The 15,482-nt window shown below is 66.2% G+C and carries 14 protein-coding genes and 1 other RNA gene (1 of these 15 only partly in view); 5 read left to right on the forward strand and 10 right to left on the reverse strand.

The window, feature by feature from the left end:
• From paoC to ssrA, 4 genes are all read right to left on the reverse strand, one after another.
• A protein-coding gene (paoC, locus tag ACYQR9_RS23265; protein WP_461228179.1) for an aldehyde oxidoreductase molybdenum-binding subunit PaoC crosses the window boundary here: on the reverse strand, positions 1-1,047 show its start. 1,161 nt of this gene lie to the left of the window's left edge; the window shows 1,047 of its 2,208 coding nt (coding positions 1-1,047); it begins with the start codon at positions 1,045-1,047; its stop codon lies beyond the left edge, outside the window.
• Between the two features lie 3 nt (positions 1,048-1,050).
• Positions 1,051-2,001 carry an FAD binding domain-containing protein gene (locus ACYQR9_RS23270; protein WP_461228180.1) on the reverse strand — a complete coding sequence of 317 codons (951 nt, stop codon included), beginning with the start codon at positions 1,999-2,001 and terminating at the stop codon, positions 1,051-1,053.
• Positions 1,998-2,633, reverse strand: a complete 636-nt coding sequence (gene paoA, locus ACYQR9_RS23275) for an aldehyde dehydrogenase iron-sulfur subunit PaoA (protein WP_461228181.1) — start codon at positions 2,631-2,633, stop codon at positions 1,998-2,000. The genes ACYQR9_RS23270 and paoA overlap by 4 nt, the downstream gene beginning before the upstream one ends.
• Positions 2,634-3,002: 369 nt before the next feature.
• Positions 3,003-3,330, reverse strand: a transfer-messenger RNA (tmRNA) gene (gene ssrA / locus ACYQR9_RS23280).
• A gap of 153 nt (positions 3,331-3,483) precedes the next feature.
• Between ssrA and ACYQR9_RS23285 the strand changes: the two genes are divergently transcribed.
• Positions 3,484-4,053 (forward strand): ClpP family protease, encoded by a 570-nt coding sequence (locus ACYQR9_RS23285; protein WP_056425959.1) that lies wholly within the window; start codon positions 3,484-3,486, stop codon positions 4,051-4,053.
• 133 nt (positions 4,054-4,186) lie between these two features.
• On the opposite strand, the gene ACYQR9_RS23290 is transcribed toward ACYQR9_RS23285, so the two are convergent.
• Together ACYQR9_RS23290 and ACYQR9_RS23295 are read right to left on the reverse strand one after the other, a co-directional pair.
• Positions 4,187-6,946 (reverse strand): molybdopterin-dependent oxidoreductase, encoded by a 2,760-nt coding sequence (locus ACYQR9_RS23290; protein WP_461228182.1) that lies wholly within the window; start codon positions 6,944-6,946, stop codon positions 4,187-4,189.
• Complete coding sequence (locus tag ACYQR9_RS23295) at positions 6,943-7,770, reverse strand: FAD binding domain-containing protein (RefSeq protein WP_461228183.1); 828 nt, start codon at positions 7,768-7,770, stop codon at positions 6,943-6,945. The genes ACYQR9_RS23290 and ACYQR9_RS23295 overlap by 4 nt, the downstream gene beginning before the upstream one ends.
• A gap of 155 nt (positions 7,771-7,925) precedes the next feature.
• Between ACYQR9_RS23295 and ACYQR9_RS23300 the strand changes: the two genes are divergently transcribed.
• Positions 7,926-8,867: a DUF6925 family protein gene (locus tag ACYQR9_RS23300; protein WP_461228184.1), complete on the forward strand. Its 942-nt coding sequence runs from the start codon at positions 7,926-7,928 to the stop codon at positions 8,865-8,867.
• Positions 8,868-8,897: 30 nt separating this feature from the next.
• Here the strand turns inward: ACYQR9_RS23300 and ACYQR9_RS23305 are convergent, their stop codons facing one another.
• Genes ACYQR9_RS23305 through ACYQR9_RS23320 form a run of 4 tightly spaced genes read right to left on the reverse strand, consistent with a single transcriptional unit; the run spans position 8,898 to position 12,304 of the window.
• Complete coding sequence (locus ACYQR9_RS23305) at positions 8,898-9,746, reverse strand: alpha/beta hydrolase (RefSeq protein ID WP_461228185.1); 849 nt, start codon at positions 9,744-9,746, stop codon at positions 8,898-8,900.
• Positions 9,743-10,522, reverse strand: coding sequence for an ABC transporter ATP-binding protein (locus tag ACYQR9_RS23310; protein WP_461228186.1), 780 nt, complete (start codon positions 10,520-10,522; stop codon positions 9,743-9,745). Before ACYQR9_RS23310 ends, ACYQR9_RS23305 begins: the two co-directional genes overlap by 4 nt.
• Positions 10,515-11,360: an ABC transporter permease gene (locus ACYQR9_RS23315; RefSeq protein ID WP_461228187.1), complete on the reverse strand. Its 846-nt coding sequence runs from the start codon at positions 11,358-11,360 to the stop codon at positions 10,515-10,517. The genes ACYQR9_RS23310 and ACYQR9_RS23315 overlap by 8 nt, the downstream gene beginning before the upstream one ends.
• Positions 11,357-12,304, reverse strand: a complete 948-nt coding sequence (locus ACYQR9_RS23320) for an ABC transporter substrate-binding protein (RefSeq protein ID WP_461228188.1) — start codon at positions 12,302-12,304, stop codon at positions 11,357-11,359. Before ACYQR9_RS23320 ends, ACYQR9_RS23315 begins: the two co-directional genes overlap by 4 nt.
• A gap of 347 nt (positions 12,305-12,651) precedes the next feature.
• Between ACYQR9_RS23320 and ACYQR9_RS23325 the strand changes: the two genes are divergently transcribed.
• The 3 genes from ACYQR9_RS23325 to ACYQR9_RS23335 all read left to right on the forward strand — a co-directional run bounded on the left by ACYQR9_RS23325 (position 12,652) and on the right by ACYQR9_RS23335 (position 15,389).
• Positions 12,652-13,554, forward strand: a complete 903-nt coding sequence (locus tag ACYQR9_RS23325; protein ID WP_207411728.1) for a LysR family transcriptional regulator — start codon at positions 12,652-12,654, stop codon at positions 13,552-13,554.
• A gap of 243 nt (positions 13,555-13,797) precedes the next feature.
• Entirely contained in the window at positions 13,798-14,544 is a 747-nt protein-coding gene (locus tag ACYQR9_RS23330) for a PIG-L deacetylase family protein (protein WP_461228189.1), read from the forward strand.
• Positions 14,541-15,389 (forward strand): glycosyltransferase family 2 protein, encoded by an 849-nt coding sequence (locus tag ACYQR9_RS23335; RefSeq protein ID WP_461228190.1) that lies wholly within the window; start codon positions 14,541-14,543, stop codon positions 15,387-15,389. The genes ACYQR9_RS23330 and ACYQR9_RS23335 overlap by 4 nt, the downstream gene beginning before the upstream one ends.
• Positions 15,390-15,482 lie beyond the last annotated feature (93 nt).

Genomic DNA, 15,482 nt, shown 5'->3' on the forward strand with positions numbered 1-15,482 from the left:
ATTGCCCTCCGGCAAATCGAGCATGGCAAGGCGGGTCTGGGTCATGCGGTTGGCGCCGGCATAGAGCAGGCGGGTCTGCTGCACCGCAGCCTCCGGCTTGCCGCCTGGCAAGTTGCCGGACCAGCTTTCGTGGCCGATCGCCGTGATCGTCCCGTCCGGCGTCGCGCCGAGCCGGATACGCTGGATCGTAGCGGGGCGGTGAACCGTGTTGTTGAACGTAAGCGGCCGCGTCAGGGCGACCTTCACCGGTCGCTTGGCGGCTCGCGCGCCCAAGGCGGCCATCACAGCCTCCGAACGCAGGAACAGCTTGCCGCCGAACCCGCCGCCCACGAAGGGGGAGATGAGGCGGACCTTCTCCTTCGGCATACGCAGGGTCAGAGCGAGGTCCCGCGTCCCCCAATCGATCATCTGGTTCGAGGTCCAGACGGTGAGGCTGTCGCCGTCCCAGGAGGCGATGGAGGCATGCGGTTCCATCATCGCATGAGCATGGTCGGGTGTTGTGTAGGTAGCATCGAGCTGGATGGGCGCCGCCGAGAAAGCCCCCTCGAAATCACCGATCGATGTATCGGAGGGCGCGCTCGCGAGCTTCTCCGGCTTCCCGGTGTCCTTCACCGCCGCAAGATCGAAGGCGCCCTTGGTCTCGGTGTAGTCCACCCGCACGAGCGCTGCGGCTGCGCGCGCCTGCTCGAAGGTTTCGCCCACTACCAGTGCTACCGCTTGATGGTAATGCTCGATCCCCGGGCCACCCAGAAGCTTGGCGGCGTTGAGCTTGCCCTTGTCGAGGGGGCCGGCATTCTCAGCGGTAACGATAGCCAGGATACCAGGTGCCGCCTTGGCAGCACTCAGATCCATCGCATTTATCCGCCCTTTTGCGATGGTCGCGCCGATGACGTAGCCATAGGCTGCCTTCGACTTCGGATCGTACCAATCGTAGGCGTATTGCGCCCTACCCGTCGTCTTGAACGGACCGTCGATCCGGTCCGTGGGTTTGCCCACCACCTTCAGTTCATCGATCGGGTTCCGACCCGCGGGAGTGTCGAACTTCATGGTTCAGGCCCTCGCTTCGGTCAGGACGGCGCCAAGTGCGCGCTCGGTCAGCTTCAGTTTGTAGGCGTTGTCGTCAGTCGGCCTCGCATCCGCGAAAAGACGGTCCGTCACGGCCTTCGCTCCCTTCGGAAGCTCCGCTTCGGCGGCCTCGTCACGCCAGGGCTTCGGAGCGACACCACCGATTGCCACGCGTCCGGTCCCGTCGCGCTGGATAACGGCAGCCACGGAGACCAAAGCGAACGCGTAGGAGGCGCGGTCCCTGACCTTGCGGTAGATATGCGTCCCCGCCACCGGCTTGGGAAGCGTGACAGCGGTGATGAGTTCGCCGGGTTGCAGGCTCGTCTCGATCTGCGGCGTGTCTCCCGGATTGCGATGAAACGCGGCGATGGGGATCGTTCGGGTAACTCCCTCACCATTCACCGTCTCGACATGAGCGTCGAGCACCCGCATGGCCACGGCCATGTCGCCGGGATGCGTGGCGATACAGGCTTCACTGGCACCCACCACTGCGAGCTGGCGGCTGATACCGCCGATGGCGGAGCAACCGCTTCCAGGCTGGCGCTTGTTGCAGGGCTGCGCAGTGTCGTAAAAGTAGGGGCAGCGGGTTCGCTGAAGCAGATTGCCGGCCGTGGTCGCCTTGTTCCGCAACTGGCCCGAGGCACCGGACAGAAGAGCCCGGCTCAGCAAGGCGTAACTGCGCCGCACCCGCATGTCGGCCGCCAGATCGGTGTTGCGCACCAAGGCGCCGATCCGTAAGCCCCCCTCCTCCGTCGGCTCGATCGTATCGAGAGCCAAGCCGTTGACGTCGACGAGGTGGGTGGGCGTCTCCACCTGTAATTTCATCAGGTCCAGGAGGTTGGTGCCGCCGGCGATGAACTTCGCGCCGGGGACGCGCGTGATGGACGCAGCGGCTTCGGCCGGTGATGTTGCCCGCTCATACGTAAAAGACTTCATGCCTGCCTCCCCGCCACTTCGGACATGGCATCGACGATGTTGGAGTAAGCACCGCAGCGGCAGATGTTGCCGCTCATACGCTCGCGGATCTCGTCAGCGGTGAATGAAGCGGTCGCGGTGAGATCAGCGGCGACATGACTTGGGATGCCAGCCTTGATCTCATCGAGGACCGCAATGCCCGAGCAGATCTGGCCCGGCGTACAGAACCCGCATTGGTAGCCGTCATGCTTGATGAAGGCTGCCTGCATCGGATGTAACTCGCCAGGCTTCCCCAATCCTTCGATGGTAGTGACGGTATCGCCCTGATGCATCACCGCCAGGGTCAGGCAGGAATTGATGCGTCGGCCGTCGACGATCATCGTGCACGCCCCGCATTGGCCGTGGTCGCACCCTTTCTTTGCACCCGTCAGGTGAAGGTGCTCGCGCACGGCGTCGAGGAGGGTCGTACGGGTATCGAGGTCGATTTCGTGGGCCGTTCCGTTCACGGTCAGCGAAACCTTGGACATGACGGGGCCTGACGCATCGCGAGAAGCAGCCCACGCGGCGGAGGGACAGGCAACGGCGACGGCACAGGCTGATGCTCCTGCCATCAGATCGCGCCGGTTGAGTTCGAGGTCTTCAGTGCCATGCATGGCGTTCTCCGAACCTGAGCCATAGACATCAAATTCCGTTGAGCCATGTCGCGGAAGTCTTCGCGAAGCTTCGACCAACCTCCGGCAAACGCTCAATGGTCAACAGCTTTCCCTGATGATGCGAATTAGCGCAGGCACACCAGACAGCAACGCTTTGGAAAAGTTCTAGTGCACGAATGTGCGTACGCACACACGACCTGCTGGCACGATCACGCAGCAGGAATTGTTGTGACGTGCCGGACGGTCTGACGCTGAAATCTTGCATGGGAGATCTATGCGACAAACATACGACAATAGAGCCGAAAACGGCAGTGCCGCGGCTGACTGATATTCATCAAATGAGTGAGAAAAAGTGGGTCCCGGGGCCGAAGCCCCGGGTTCTGTTTCGACGGTTACCCTACCGCAAGATGCTTACGCCGCGAGGCGGGCATCCATGACAACGTTATCGTTGGCATTTAGAGTTTTGGCCAAATACTTGGAACAGGGGTTGCCTGCGCCAAACCGGTCGAGTCCTTACCGACGCTCTCGCGATCCCTTTACCGCCCAGTCGATCCTATTTCGCCCCCATCAGAAACGCATCACGATGCGCTTTTGGTGGAGGCGCCGGAGTACTGCCCTCCGGGTCCTGAAACGTTATTACGAACCGGTCATCAAACGCAGGCTCGATATAGGCTTGGTGGGCTGAAAAGTCCAGATCCGTCGCCGGGACGTGCGGATGGCTTCACCGCCCCACCCGCGATTTTTCGCCGTCACCGCAACTGCCGACGGGATTGGGGATTCTGATCGGATAAGAGCCGGGCATGAGTCCTGCGGGAGACCGCTCCCCTCTCAGCCCGGCCAAGGATCGCCAATGGACACTTCGCCTCTTTCCGCCCCGGATTTCAAGGCCCCCGCCATTCTGCTGTCGGGCCCGGTCGACAATGCGATGTACAAGGACTTCCGTCGCCAGTTCGACGCCGCCTGCGAGCGCGATCTTGTGGTGGTCGAACTCACGACCCTCGGCGGCGACCCCGAAGTAGCCCGTATGATGGGCGAGGATATCCGCTTCGCTAGCGAGGTCACGCCTCATCGTCGCCTTGTCTTCCTCGGCAAGGCCGCGATCTACTCCGCCGGCACGACCCTCATGAGCTTCTTCGCCCGCCCCAACCGCTATCTCACGCGGGGGACGCGGCTCATGATTCATGAACGCAAGATGGCGAAGACCCTCGAGATCCACGGCCCGCTGACCACATGCATCGCCAGCCTAAAAGCGACGTTGCACGAGATCGAGACCTCCATCGAGATTCAGAACGAGGGTTTCGCCAACCTCGTCGCCGGCTCGAATGTCACCCTCGACGAGGTCATCGAGAAGGCGCCGTACAATTGGTACATCGAAGCTGACGAAGCCAAGCGTCTCGGGCTGATCGAAACGGTTCTCTGAAAACTTCCCGCCGAAGTATAAGTCGCTTCGGCGAAGAAGAGCGTAGCAAAAAACCTTCAAAAGCTGCACTCGACCAAACGTGGTTGGGCGCAGCTCTCTTCACCGGTACGAAATCGTCGGCAAATGGCCGATGTCATACCGGGCTGTCCCGATGCTCTACCGCCTCCATCACCGACAGGTAGATACGGTCCGGCGCAAACGGGGTCGCGGTGAGCCGTGCACCCGTCGCGTCGCGGATGGCATTGGCAAGTGCCGGAGCAACCGGGTTGAACGGGCTCTCGCTCATGGATTTCGCGCCGAGTGGGCCAATGCGGTCGTAGGTGTCGGCAAAAAAGACCTTGGTGCGGGGTACATCCGCGAAGGCTGGGATGTGATAGTTGCGGAACGTCTGCGTGACCACACGCCCCTCGTCATCGATGCGCACCGCCTCGTACAAGGCCGCACCGATCGCTTGGGCTACGCCACCCTCGATCTGCCCACGGCATTGCATCGGGTTCATGACCCGGCCGGCATCGGCGGCATGCAAGCTATCGAGGATGCGCACTTCGCCGCTCGACCGGTGCACTGCGACCCGGAAACCCTGGACGTTGAAGGCGACGGAGCGCGGCGAGCCATCTGCCTTGCCCCTGCGCACGATGGGGCCATCCGAAAGGAGGTCCGAGAAGCCAATATCCCCCGACGTGCTCGAGACGCCGTCGCGGTGTACACGGTATTGATCGGGAGCCCCCCCTCCCCTCTCGGCGGCAGCCTCGCGGAGGCCCTGCGCCAGCGCGAGTGCGGCTTTCAACGTCGCCTGCCCGGCCACCACGATACCGGTCGATCCATAAGCACCGGTGTCGTGGCCGATGCGGTCGGTGTCACCGTGGCAAAGGGAGATGCGGTCCGGGATCGTGTCGAGGGCGGAGGCCGCAATCTGCGCATGAACCGTGGTCGTCCCGTTGCCGAACTCGGCGGTACCGACATCGAGAGCGTAGGTCCCGTCCGCTCGAAGCGCGATCCGCGCTTCGGCGAAATGCCCGCGCGGCGGGATCGTGTCGATCATCGCCAGGGCCATCCCTGTGCCGACGAGCCAGTCAGCGGAAGGAATGTCCGCCGGGGCGAGTTCGCGCATGGCGGCTGCGACGAGATCGAGGCACTGATCGAGGCCGTAGCTTCCGTATTCCACGTCGTGCGGTTCGAGGCTGTTCGACACCATCGGATCGCCGGGGCGCACGACGTTGCGGCGGCGCATCTCGAACGGGTCGAGGCCAAGGCCGCGCGCCAGTTCATCCATGGCCGATTCCACCGCGAAGATGGTCTGGCTCAAGCCATAGCCCCGGAACGCGCCGCTCGGCAGAGTATGCGTATAGACCGCATATCCGTCGACACGCTTGTTGGGGCAGCGATAGACGCCGATCACCTCGTTGCAGCCGTGATGGATCACGCCGCCGGCATGGTTGCCGTAAGCGCCGGTATTGGAGACCACATTCAGCGCGATCGCCGTCAGGGTGCCGTCCCGGCGGGCACCCATCTTTACGGTCACTCGCATCGGGTGGCGTGTCGTGGTGGCGCTGAACTGCTCCTGACGTGTCAGCTCCCATTTGACCGGGCGACCGGTGGCGAGAACGGCGAGCGCCACGAGATCTTCAGTCAACATCTCCTGCTTGCCGCCGAAGCCGCCGCCGACCCGGCCACAGAGCACCCGCACCGAATCGCGCTCAAGCTCGAGGAGGTCGGCCAGCGCATCGCGCGTGAGGAACGGCGTCTGGGTGCTGGAGCGGATGACGAGGCGGCCGTCCTCATCGCGCCAGCCGAGGGCCCCGTGGGTCTCGAGATGGGCGTGCTGCACGCGCTGGGAGTGATAGGTCGCCTCATGGATCAGGTCCGCCTCTGCGAAACCCGCCGTGACGTCGCCGACCTCGCCATGTACCTCTGCAGCGAGATTAGGATGAGGGAGGCGAGGCGGCGCATCCTCTCCGGGCTGGTCGGCACTGTCATGGACCAGGGGTGAGCCGGGTCGCATGGCCTCGTCTGGATCGAGCACCGCATCGCGGATCTCGTAATCGACGAGGAGCGCCGCACAACCAGCCTCGGCCGCTTCCTCGCTGATGGCCACGACGGCCGCGACCCGCTGGCCGATGAAGCGCAGGATCGGATCGAGAATCCGCGTATCCGCTGCGTCGTCGAGGGGATTTTCATGCCGCCCGGTGGAGAAGCTCTTCGCCGGCACATCCTCATGCGTGAAGATGGCGACGACACCCGGCACGGCCAGAGCAGCCGCCCTGTCGATCCGTAAGATTCGCGCATGGGCATGGGGCGAGCGCAGCACCTTGAGATCGAGCAGGTCGGGCACGGCCAGATCGAAGGTGAAGGCGGCATCACCCGAGACGATTCCCCTCCCCGCCGGGGCCGGGATGCTGCGCCCGCACGGCTCGCCGTCACCATCCACAAGGCGTTCGACGCGCGCCACCCCCGCGACGGCGTCGGCGATGGCGCCATATCCGGTGCAGCGACAGAGATTACCCTTCAACGCGGTGGCGAGATCGCTCCTTTGCCCTTGATCCAAGACCGATGCGGTCATGATCATGCCGGGGGTACAGAAGCCGCACTGGTACCCCTGGGCGTCGAGGAAAGCCTGCTGCATCGGGTGTAATCCCGCCGTCTCACCGAGGTCCGGTTTGCAGGACCCAGCCAGCCCTTCGATCGTGGTGACGCGGCGCCCCTCGACGCGGAAGGCGGGCAGCAGGCAGCTATGAACCGGCTCGCCGTCGAGATGGACCGTACAGGCGCCGCAATCCCCGGCATCACAACCCTTCTTGACCCCGAACCAGCCGAGTTCGCGCAACATCGTGCGCAGACACTGGCCGGGCCGTGGCGATGCAGCCTGCTCCTGGCCGTTGACGTGCAGGATCATGCCGGAGTCTCATTCTCGAATTCGCGCCTGATCTCTTCGGCGAGGCTGAAGGTCATGTGCCGCCGCCAATCCGGCGCGCCGTGAACGTCGTCATGATACATCGCCATTGGCACCGCTTCGGTGATGGCAGCGATAAGCGCTGCCTCATCCGGCAGCGCGGGGAAGACCAGGCGCAGCGGGCGACGCGTCGAGGCCGTGATGGTCAGAGCGAAAGAACCGCCTCGGTCCAGGGTACCGATCAACAGGGCACCGGAACGTCCATTGGGGCTCAGGGAGATCTGGCGGAAGGCAGTCCGGCGTTCCAGCGCGGCCACAGGGAGATCGACACGCCGAAGAATTTCTCCGGGCGCCAGGGCATTGCATTGCGCGCCGACGATGAGGTCGACGATGGCGACCTCACGGTCCGCCCCCTCGGGCGTCCAGACGAGGCATGTGCCCTCCAAGGCCGTGGCGAGCGCGATCATTGGCGCGGCCGGCAGCGCGAGGCAGATGTTGCCTCCCACGGTGGCCATGTTCCAGATCTTGAACGATCCGAGCAGCGCCCGGCAGCATTGTGCGAAGAGCGGCGACGCGCGCCAGGAGACCGGCAGATCGAGACGAAACAGGTCGGCGATGGTGCAGGTCGCGGCGATGGAAAGGCCACGCTCACTCACCTCAAGTGCTTTCCAGCCGAGTCGGGAAAGGTCGACGAGCCGGCGCGTATGCGGCTGGGGCTCGGAGAACAGCCACGTCCCACCGGCCAGCCACGCATCGCCGTCCTGCCAATCGGCCAAGTCGAAGCGATTCCTCGGCGTGGCGACGGCGCCGACTGAATTCAGGTCCATCCTCGAAATCCATGAATGATCAGGCCGAGAGACTGCCCGGTCGAGACGACGTTGGGAAGCGCCCGGCGAGGGCGAACGCGTCGGGTCCGCAGCAATTTCAGTGCCGCCTGTGATCGCGTCTCGCGCACGACGCTCCGCCCCGATAATCTGCTGCGATGGAGCTACTCACCGACGCGTTTCTCACGACAAGGCGCTCACCGGCCGCAGCCTTCAGGAGCGCGGTCGCGGATCTGATGGCGAAGGCGCTCGAAGATCCCTCTACGACTTGGAGTTTCGGCAGTTTCGGCGCGGTCGCGAGCTTTCTCCGGGACGCGGCTGAAGAAGCGCGACCCCTGCCGGACGCGCGGATGGGTCTGACCACGGCACGGGGAGCCATCGCCCTCGGCCCAGACGCCGACTGTCGTCCCGTGGCTTACGAAACCGGCTTCGCCTTCGGCTGGAGTCATGCCGTCGCCCTATGCCTGCCCGATGATGCCTGCGCCATGAATAGACGGTCGGTCGTCACCGAACTCGGCCCCGATCATCATGCTGCAAGACCCGAGGATCGCGATGGTATAGTGTTCGATCTCGGTCTGAACCTACTCGCTGTCGATGCCTGTATTCGGACAAACGATCCCGGAACGATCGCGCTGCTTAGAAGGGCCGCCGGAGAGAACCTATTCGGACCCGGCGATTCCATCACCGCTCAGCTCGTCGCCGCCGATCCTCATCGCGTCTTCGTCACGCGGATCGGGCGGATCGAGGTGTTCTCGCCCATCCGCATCGAAGCGGGATCGGCCCCGGTCGGCCCGAGGACCCATCTCCTGCCGAACATCCTGCGGCTCGGCCGGACCCATCCCGCCACGGCTCCGATCCCGCCCGGCTGGGTGCCCTGCGGCGCAATCCACCCACCTCATCCGTGTAGGGACAGTGCCGGGGGGAGAATTCCCTTTCGGCGCGAGCGGCACGAGGCTTTTCAGGCCCTGCTGGCGCGCTGGGGCGACCCTGACCTGCTCGCAGCGAAGAAGGGGGAAGCCGTCATCGGACGCCATGCGAGGAGCGCGCGGCGGGCGGGCGAGGCTCAGGAGGCGTGCCTGCGCGGCGAAAATTCGGAGTGACGGGCCGGCTTCGGCACGGCGAGAGGAGCGCTACGGGCCCTTCCCGGCCAGCTCCACGACCAGGGCCGTCAGCGCGCCGTCGGGGCGGATGAGTTCGTCGAGTATCGAGAAATGGTCGTGGCCGGGCAGTTCGGCGAAAGTCGAGGCATTCCCGGCGCACCGCCACGCGCGGTCGTAATCAGCGGAATGCCGCCGCAATTCGGGCAATTCGTTCGATCCGCAGACGATCGCGAGGGGCTTATCCGAATGCGGCACCTGCCGGATCGGCGAGAGCGTCTCGACTTCCGCATCGGTCAGGTGCAGGCGGTCGTCGAGCTCTGTGTGCCGGATCGGCGCCAGATCGAACACGCCGCTGATGGCGAGGCCCGCATCGACCTCCGGCCACTCCATGGCAAGCGCCGCGAGATGCCCGCCGGCCGACCAGCCCGAGACGACGAGGCGACGGCGCCCCCTCCCCTCATCCCGGTCGCGCAGCAACACCAGCGCCGCCCGGATCTCGGCGGCGATCTCGGTGAGGCTGGCATCGGGCGCCAGGGTATATCCCACCAATCCCACATCGAGACCGTGATGCAACGGTCCTTCGGCCATGCAGGCGAAATCCTGGCGTGTATTCCGGATCCAATAGCCGCCATGGATGAAGACGAGGAGCGGCGCATCCTCAACCCCGCTTCGGAACAGGTCGATCCGGTTTCGCTCAGCCGGCCCATAGGGGAGGTCGAGCGTGTGGGGGTGGAGCGCGCGAAACGCGGCGCTCCGGGCACGCCAACCGGACAGTCGGGCGGCAGAATCGGCGACGGCGCCGGTATTGTCGTAGGCGCGGCTCAGGGTCTCGCGGTCCATCCGGCGCCAGTCGCCGGATCGCGACGCCGCGCCGCTCATGCGGCCACGGGGGCGTGGTGGCTGTGGAGCTGGGCCGAGAGCATCCGGCGCACATCGTTGAAGGCCGGGCTCGCCACGTCGCGGCGGCGGGCGAGGTCGATGGTGTGGATCGCGTCGATCCGGCCGGGGCTCGGGGACATGACCACCACCCGGTCGGCGAGGAAGATCGCCTCCTCGATGGCATGGGTCACGAACAGCACGGTCAACCCGGTCCGGCTCCACAGGTCGAGGAGCTCGTCCTGCAGCCGCTCGCGGGTCATGGCGTCGAGCGCTCCGAACGGCTCGTCCATGAGGACGATTTCGGCATCGTTGGCCAGCACCCGCGCGATGGCGACCCGCTGCTTCATGCCCCCGGAGAGCTGGTGCGGAAAGGCGTCGGCGAAGCGCTGCAGCCCGACGAGGGCGATGTAGCGCTCCACCGTATCGCGGATTTCCGCCGCCGGCCGGCCGCGCGATTTCGGGCCGAAGCCGATATTGTCCCGCACGGTGAGCCAGGGGAACAGGCCGTAATCCTGGAACACCATGCCCCGGCTCGGGCCGGGTCCCTCGATGGGCTTGCCCCACATCAGCGCCTCGCCGCCGGTGGCCGTCTCGAACCCGGCGACGATGCGGAGCAGGGTGGACTTGCCGCAGCCCGAAGCGCCGAGCAGGCAGATGAACTCGCTCTTCGCCACGGTGAGGTTGGCGCCGCTCAGGGCCTGAACCGTGCGGCCCTGGACGGCGAAGGATTTCGACACGCCGCGAATGTCGAGGATCGGCACGGTAGGCTCAGCCATGTGAGGGGCTCCAGGCGAGGAGGCGCTGGCCGATCAGCATCACGGCCCGGTCGCAGACGAAGCCGGCGACGCCGATCAAGATCATGCCGCAGATCACGATGTCGGTGCGCGAGAGTTGCCGCGCTTCCATGATGATGGCGCCGAGGCCGGTGGGAACGCCGGTCATCTCGCCGACGACGATCACCACCCAGGCGAAGCCGAGGCCGAGGCGCAGACCGGTGAAGATCGAGGGAAGTGCCGCCGGCAGCACCACGCGGGCGAACTGCGCCGAACCCCGGCAGCCGAGCATGGCGGCGGCCTCGAACAGGCGCGGCTCCACCGAGCGGACCCCGAAAATGGTGTTGACCAGAATCGGGTAGAACGCGCCGAGGAAGACGAGGAAATAGGCCGAGCGCGGGCCGAGGCCGAACAGGATCATCGCCAGCGGAAGCCAGGCGGTGACCGGCACCGGGCGCAGGATCTGCAGCGTCGGGTCGAGGAGTTGGCGCATGAGCGGAACCCGGCCGATGAGCAGGCCGAGGGGCACCGCCGCCAGGGCCGCGAGACCGAAGCCGCCGAAGACGCGGGTGAGCGAGGCGGTGAGATGCGTGAGCAGCGTGCCGCTGAAGGCATCACCCTCCGGTCCGCCGATGGCGAGATCCACCATCGCCGTCCAGACCTCAGAGGGCGGCGGGATTAAGCTGTAGGGCTTGCCGGCCGTGAGCAGATGCCAGGCGATGCCCATCGCCACCGGCAGGGCGAGGGCGAGGAGGGGCTGACGCAGGCGCGCGAGGCTCGGAAGCGCGCGGCGCGTCGCTACCTCCGGCACCACAGGGGCGGAGACCGCCGGGGCGCTCACGAATCCCTCATCGCATCGACGAAGCGGGTATCGATGAACGTCGAGAAGTCGGGCAGGCGCTTGATCTGCCGCGCCGCCAGCATGTGTTCGGAATAGGCCTTGGCCTGTTTGACTTCCGTTTCTCCGAGCTTCCACTTGAACTCGACATTGGGCACGGAGAGCTCGATGGCCTCCCGCTTCTGGCCGAGCTTCTGAACCGCCATCGCCACGGTGGCGTCGCGGTTGCTTTGCGCGAAATCCGATCCCTTGCGGTGGATCTCCAGCATGGTCTTCACCACCTCCGGCCGCTCGGCCAGCGTGTCGCGATGGGCGCCGAACACCATGTTCAGGGAGCCCATCTCGGTCCCGTAGGGATATTCCACCAGTGTGCCGATTCCCGTGGAGAGGCTGACGCCGGGGGCGGGCTCCGCGCCGACATAGGCATCGACGTCACCGCGCGCGAGGGCGATGTGCATCTCGCTGAAGGAGATGCGGACCGGCGTGATGTCCTTCACGCTCACGCCCTCCATGCGCATGCGCTCCAGGGCGAAGACCTCCTGGGTCGAGCCGGGCCAGATCGCCACTCGCTTGCCCTTGAGGTCGGCGACCTTCTGGATGCCCGACCCGGTCTTGGCGATGATGGCCATGCCGCGATTGCAGGTGGAGGCGATGACGACGATGGGCTCGCCGGCCGCGGCGCCCAGGGTGCCGGCGGCGATCCCGAACGTTCCGAAATCCACCGATTTCGTCACGACCGCGTTCTTGCACTCGGTGGGACTCTCGAACGGGATCACCTCCACGGTGACGCCGGGCGGCGCGAACTGGGCGTAGAAATACGGCGCGATGGAATGGATCAGCTTCAGCGATCCCATCCGGATCACGATGGGCGTCTCGGCCCGTAGCACCGACGGTGCGGCGACGAGGCCGGCCCCGAGGCCGGCGAGGAAGGTGCGACGACGAATCATCTGAGCCGGCTCCGACATGATGTGAACCCGGACAGGGTATGTCGGGAGGCCGTTGCAAACGAGTGCTGGTTATCGACTATGGTGTTGCGGAATTCGCAACACCGGGCGTAGGGCGGAGCGGTGCCTTGGAGATCACCCTCCAGGCGCATGTTCGGGTCGTTTGTCCAAGACTTCACCTCATCCTGAGGTGCCGCGGAGCGGCCTCGAAGGAGCCCTTCAGGGATCGCTGCGGCATCTGGAGGCCTCCTTCGAGGCCCGCTGACGCGGGCACCTCAGGATGAGGTGGTCGGCTTGGATGATCGACTTCGGCGAGAGCATCCGCTGTGACATCCGATCGAACGGGCTCCATGAAGCATCTGCGGACCCTCACCTACGTGTCCGAGGTGGCGCGGCGGGGCTCGATCCGCCGGGCGGCGGAGGCCCTGAACATCGCGCCCTCGGCGCTCACGCGGCAGATCCAGGATCTCGAATACGAACTCGGCACGCCGATCTTCGAGCGGCTGGCCCAGGGCATGCGGCTGAACGCGGCCGGCGAATTGCTGGTGCGCCACATCAGGGATCAGGTGTCGGACATGGAGCGGGTCCGCTCGCAGATCGCCGACCTGTCCGGCGTGCGGCGCGGACATGTGGCGCTGGCCTGCAGCCAGGCTTTCGTGAACCAGATCGTGCCGGACGAGGTCCGGGCCTACCGGGCGCGCTTTCCCCTCGTTTCGTTCACGGTCCAGGTGCGCGACCATGCCCAGGCCGTCGCGGCGCTCGTCTCCTTCGAGGCCGACCTCGCCCTCGTGCTGCAGCCGCCGCCGTCGGTCGATCTCCACGCTCTGTTCACCTGCCGGCAGACGCTGTGCGTGGTGATGCGCGCCTCGCATCCCCTGGCCCAGGAGGAAGGGCCGGTGCGGCTGCGCGAATGCCTCACCCATCCCCTCGCCCTGCCCGACCGGTCGCTGGCGATCCGCCATCATCTCGACGATGCGCTGGCGCGCCGGGGAACGCCGTTTCGCCCCGCCGTCGAATCGAGCTCGCTCGAATTCCTGCGCAACCTCGCCCTGCGCGAGGATGTGGTGAGCCTGCAGGTGCCGAGCGGCATCCCCAATGACCAGCGCCTCGTCAGCCGGCCCATCGACGAGCGCGACCTCTCCCCCATGACCCTGATTCTCGGCCAGCTGCGCGGGCGGATGCTGCCCGTCGCCGCCGCGAAATTCGCCGACGGCCTCGCCGCGAGCCTCAACGACCGCTACGGCGCGGCGTGACTTGTTCAGGCGGCATTCCGGTTCGACAGGTTAGGTGATGCGCAGTCACCGGCACGGGTTTGACCCGGCATCGTCCTCATCCTGAGGTGCCGCAGCGAAGCGGAGGCCTCGAAGGAGACTTCCAGGGATCGCGGCGCGAGCTGGAGGTCTCCTTCGAGGCCGCTTCGCGGCACCTCAGGATGAGGGTCACGGATGGGGCGACCGGGTGCAGTCGCGGGTTTTTCGAAGGGTTGATTCCCACTCATGCATGCCGACGCCTTTCTCACCGCCGCCGAGAATCTCCCCGTGGCGGATCTCGATGCCCTCACCGATGGTGGCGGGCTAGTCGTCGTCGCCCCGCATCCGGATGACGAGAGCCTCGGATGCGGCGGCCTGATCGCCGAGGCCTGCGCGCGCGGGCGCGACGTGCGGCTCGTCATCGTCAGTGACGGCTGCGGCTCGCACACCCATTCCGCCCTCTATCCGCCGCTCCGCCTGCGGGCGCTGCGCGAGGAGGAGACGCTGGAAGCGGTGGCGGCGCTCGGCCTCGCCCCCGCCAAGGTCACGTTCCTGCGCCTGCCCGATGCGGGGGTGCCGAGCAGCGGCCCCGAAGCGCAGGCAGCGGCAGATGTGGTGGCATCCGTGGCCAAAGAGAGCGGGGCCGGCGCGGTCTGTGTGACCTGGGCGCACGATCCCCATTGCGATCATCAGGCGGCGGCCGCCATCGTGCGGCTCGCCCAGCCGAAGCTCGGGGTGACCAAGGCCTTCGCCTATCCGGTCTGGGGCTGGACCCTGCCGCAGGGCACGGAAGTCGGCGCTCCTCCATCGGGCTACCGCGTCGATGTCAGCGCGCATGTGGCGGCCAAAGCGCGGGCCGTGGCGGCGCATCGCTCGCAGACCACCGACCTCATCTCCGACGACCCGACGGGTTTTCGCCTCGCGCCGGAGATGATCGCGCGCTTCCTCGGCCCCTACGAGATCTTCGTCGCGATGCCGGCGGACGCCGCGTGAGTGCCACCGTCATCACCCTGAACAAGGGCCGCGACGCGCATCTGGCGCGCCTCCTCGAAGGGCTCGGCCGGGGAACGCATCCGGCCGAATGCATCGTGGTGGAGATGGGGGCGAACCCCGCCCCCCTCGCCGATCACGGCTTTCCCATCCGCCGCATCGACCTTCCGAGCGGCGGCCTGCCGCTGGCCCGTGCCCGCAACGCCGGGCGCCGCGCGGCTTGCGGCGATCACCTGATCTTCCTCGATGTGGATTGCATTCCCTCGGGCGATCTCGTCGCGAGCCTCGACGCGGATCTCGGTCAAGCCGACGGGCTGATCTGCTGCGAGGTGAGCTACCTGCCGCCGCGGGCCGTCGACGATGGCTGGACCGAGGCGGGGTTGCGCGCGTCGGGCCATACCCATCCGGTGCGGAGCTTCCCGGCGACGGGCTTGTCGCGCACCGACAATCCCGGCCTGTTCTGGTCCCTCGCCTTCGGCGTCCGGGCCGCGACCTTCGACCGGATCGGCGGGTTCGACGAAGCCTTCGACGGCTACGGCGCCGAGGATACCGACCTCGCCTTCCGGGCCGATGCCGCCGGCATCCCGATCCTGTTCAGTGCCGGGGGCCACGCCTACCACCAGTATCACGGGGCCTTCGACCCGCCGCTCCAGCATTTCGCCGACATCATCGCCAACGCCACCCGCTTCCATGCCCGGCACGAGCTCTGGCCCATGGACGGCTGGCTCGATGCCTTCGCGCGGTTGGGCTTGCTGCCGCCGACTTGGCGCGAGGCGCCGACGATCCTGCGCATGCCGACCGCGGACGAGATGGAAGCCGCGCGGGTGCCGATGGACCGGCCGTTTTAGGTGTTTGCGCGCAGAAGCGGTGCAGGCTTCTCTCTCGGACGTCGAGGACCGGTTTATCCCACCCTCCACCTCATCCTGAGGTGCCAGAGCGCA

This window comes from Methylobacterium sp. CM6241, from assembly GCF_054817845.1.

What these genes read in the sequence shown, in the direction of transcription:
- ACYQR9_RS23270 (WP_461228180.1), bottom strand. Translation starts at nt 2,001, where the DNA reads ATGAAGTCTTTTACGTATGAGCGGGCAACATCACCGGCCGAAGCCGCT.
- paoA (WP_461228181.1), bottom strand. Translation starts at nt 2,633, where the DNA reads ATGCATGGCACTGAAGACCTCGAACTCAACCGGCGCGATCTGATGGCA.
- ACYQR9_RS23285 (WP_056425959.1), top strand. Translation starts at nt 3,484, where the DNA reads ATGGACACTTCGCCTCTTTCCGCCCCGGATTTCAAGGCCCCCGCCATT.
- ACYQR9_RS23290 (WP_461228182.1), bottom strand. Translation starts at nt 6,946, where the DNA reads ATGATCCTGCACGTCAACGGCCAGGAGCAGGCTGCATCGCCACGGCCC.
- ACYQR9_RS23295 (WP_461228183.1), bottom strand. Translation starts at nt 7,770, where the DNA reads ATGGACCTGAATTCAGTCGGCGCCGTCGCCACGCCGAGGAATCGCTTC.
- ACYQR9_RS23300 (WP_461228184.1), top strand. Translation starts at nt 7,926, where the DNA reads ATGGAGCTACTCACCGACGCGTTTCTCACGACAAGGCGCTCACCGGCC.
- ACYQR9_RS23305 (WP_461228185.1), bottom strand. Translation starts at nt 9,746, where the DNA reads ATGAGCGGCGCGGCGTCGCGATCCGGCGACTGGCGCCGGATGGACCGC.
- ACYQR9_RS23310 (WP_461228186.1), bottom strand. Translation starts at nt 10,522, where the DNA reads ATGGCTGAGCCTACCGTGCCGATCCTCGACATTCGCGGCGTGTCGAAA.
- ACYQR9_RS23320 (WP_461228188.1), bottom strand. Translation starts at nt 12,304, where the DNA reads ATGATTCGTCGTCGCACCTTCCTCGCCGGCCTCGGGGCCGGCCTCGTC.
- ACYQR9_RS23325 (WP_207411728.1), top strand. Translation starts at nt 12,652, where the DNA reads ATGAAGCATCTGCGGACCCTCACCTACGTGTCCGAGGTGGCGCGGCGG.
- ACYQR9_RS23330 (WP_461228189.1), top strand. Translation starts at nt 13,798, where the DNA reads ATGCATGCCGACGCCTTTCTCACCGCCGCCGAGAATCTCCCCGTGGCG.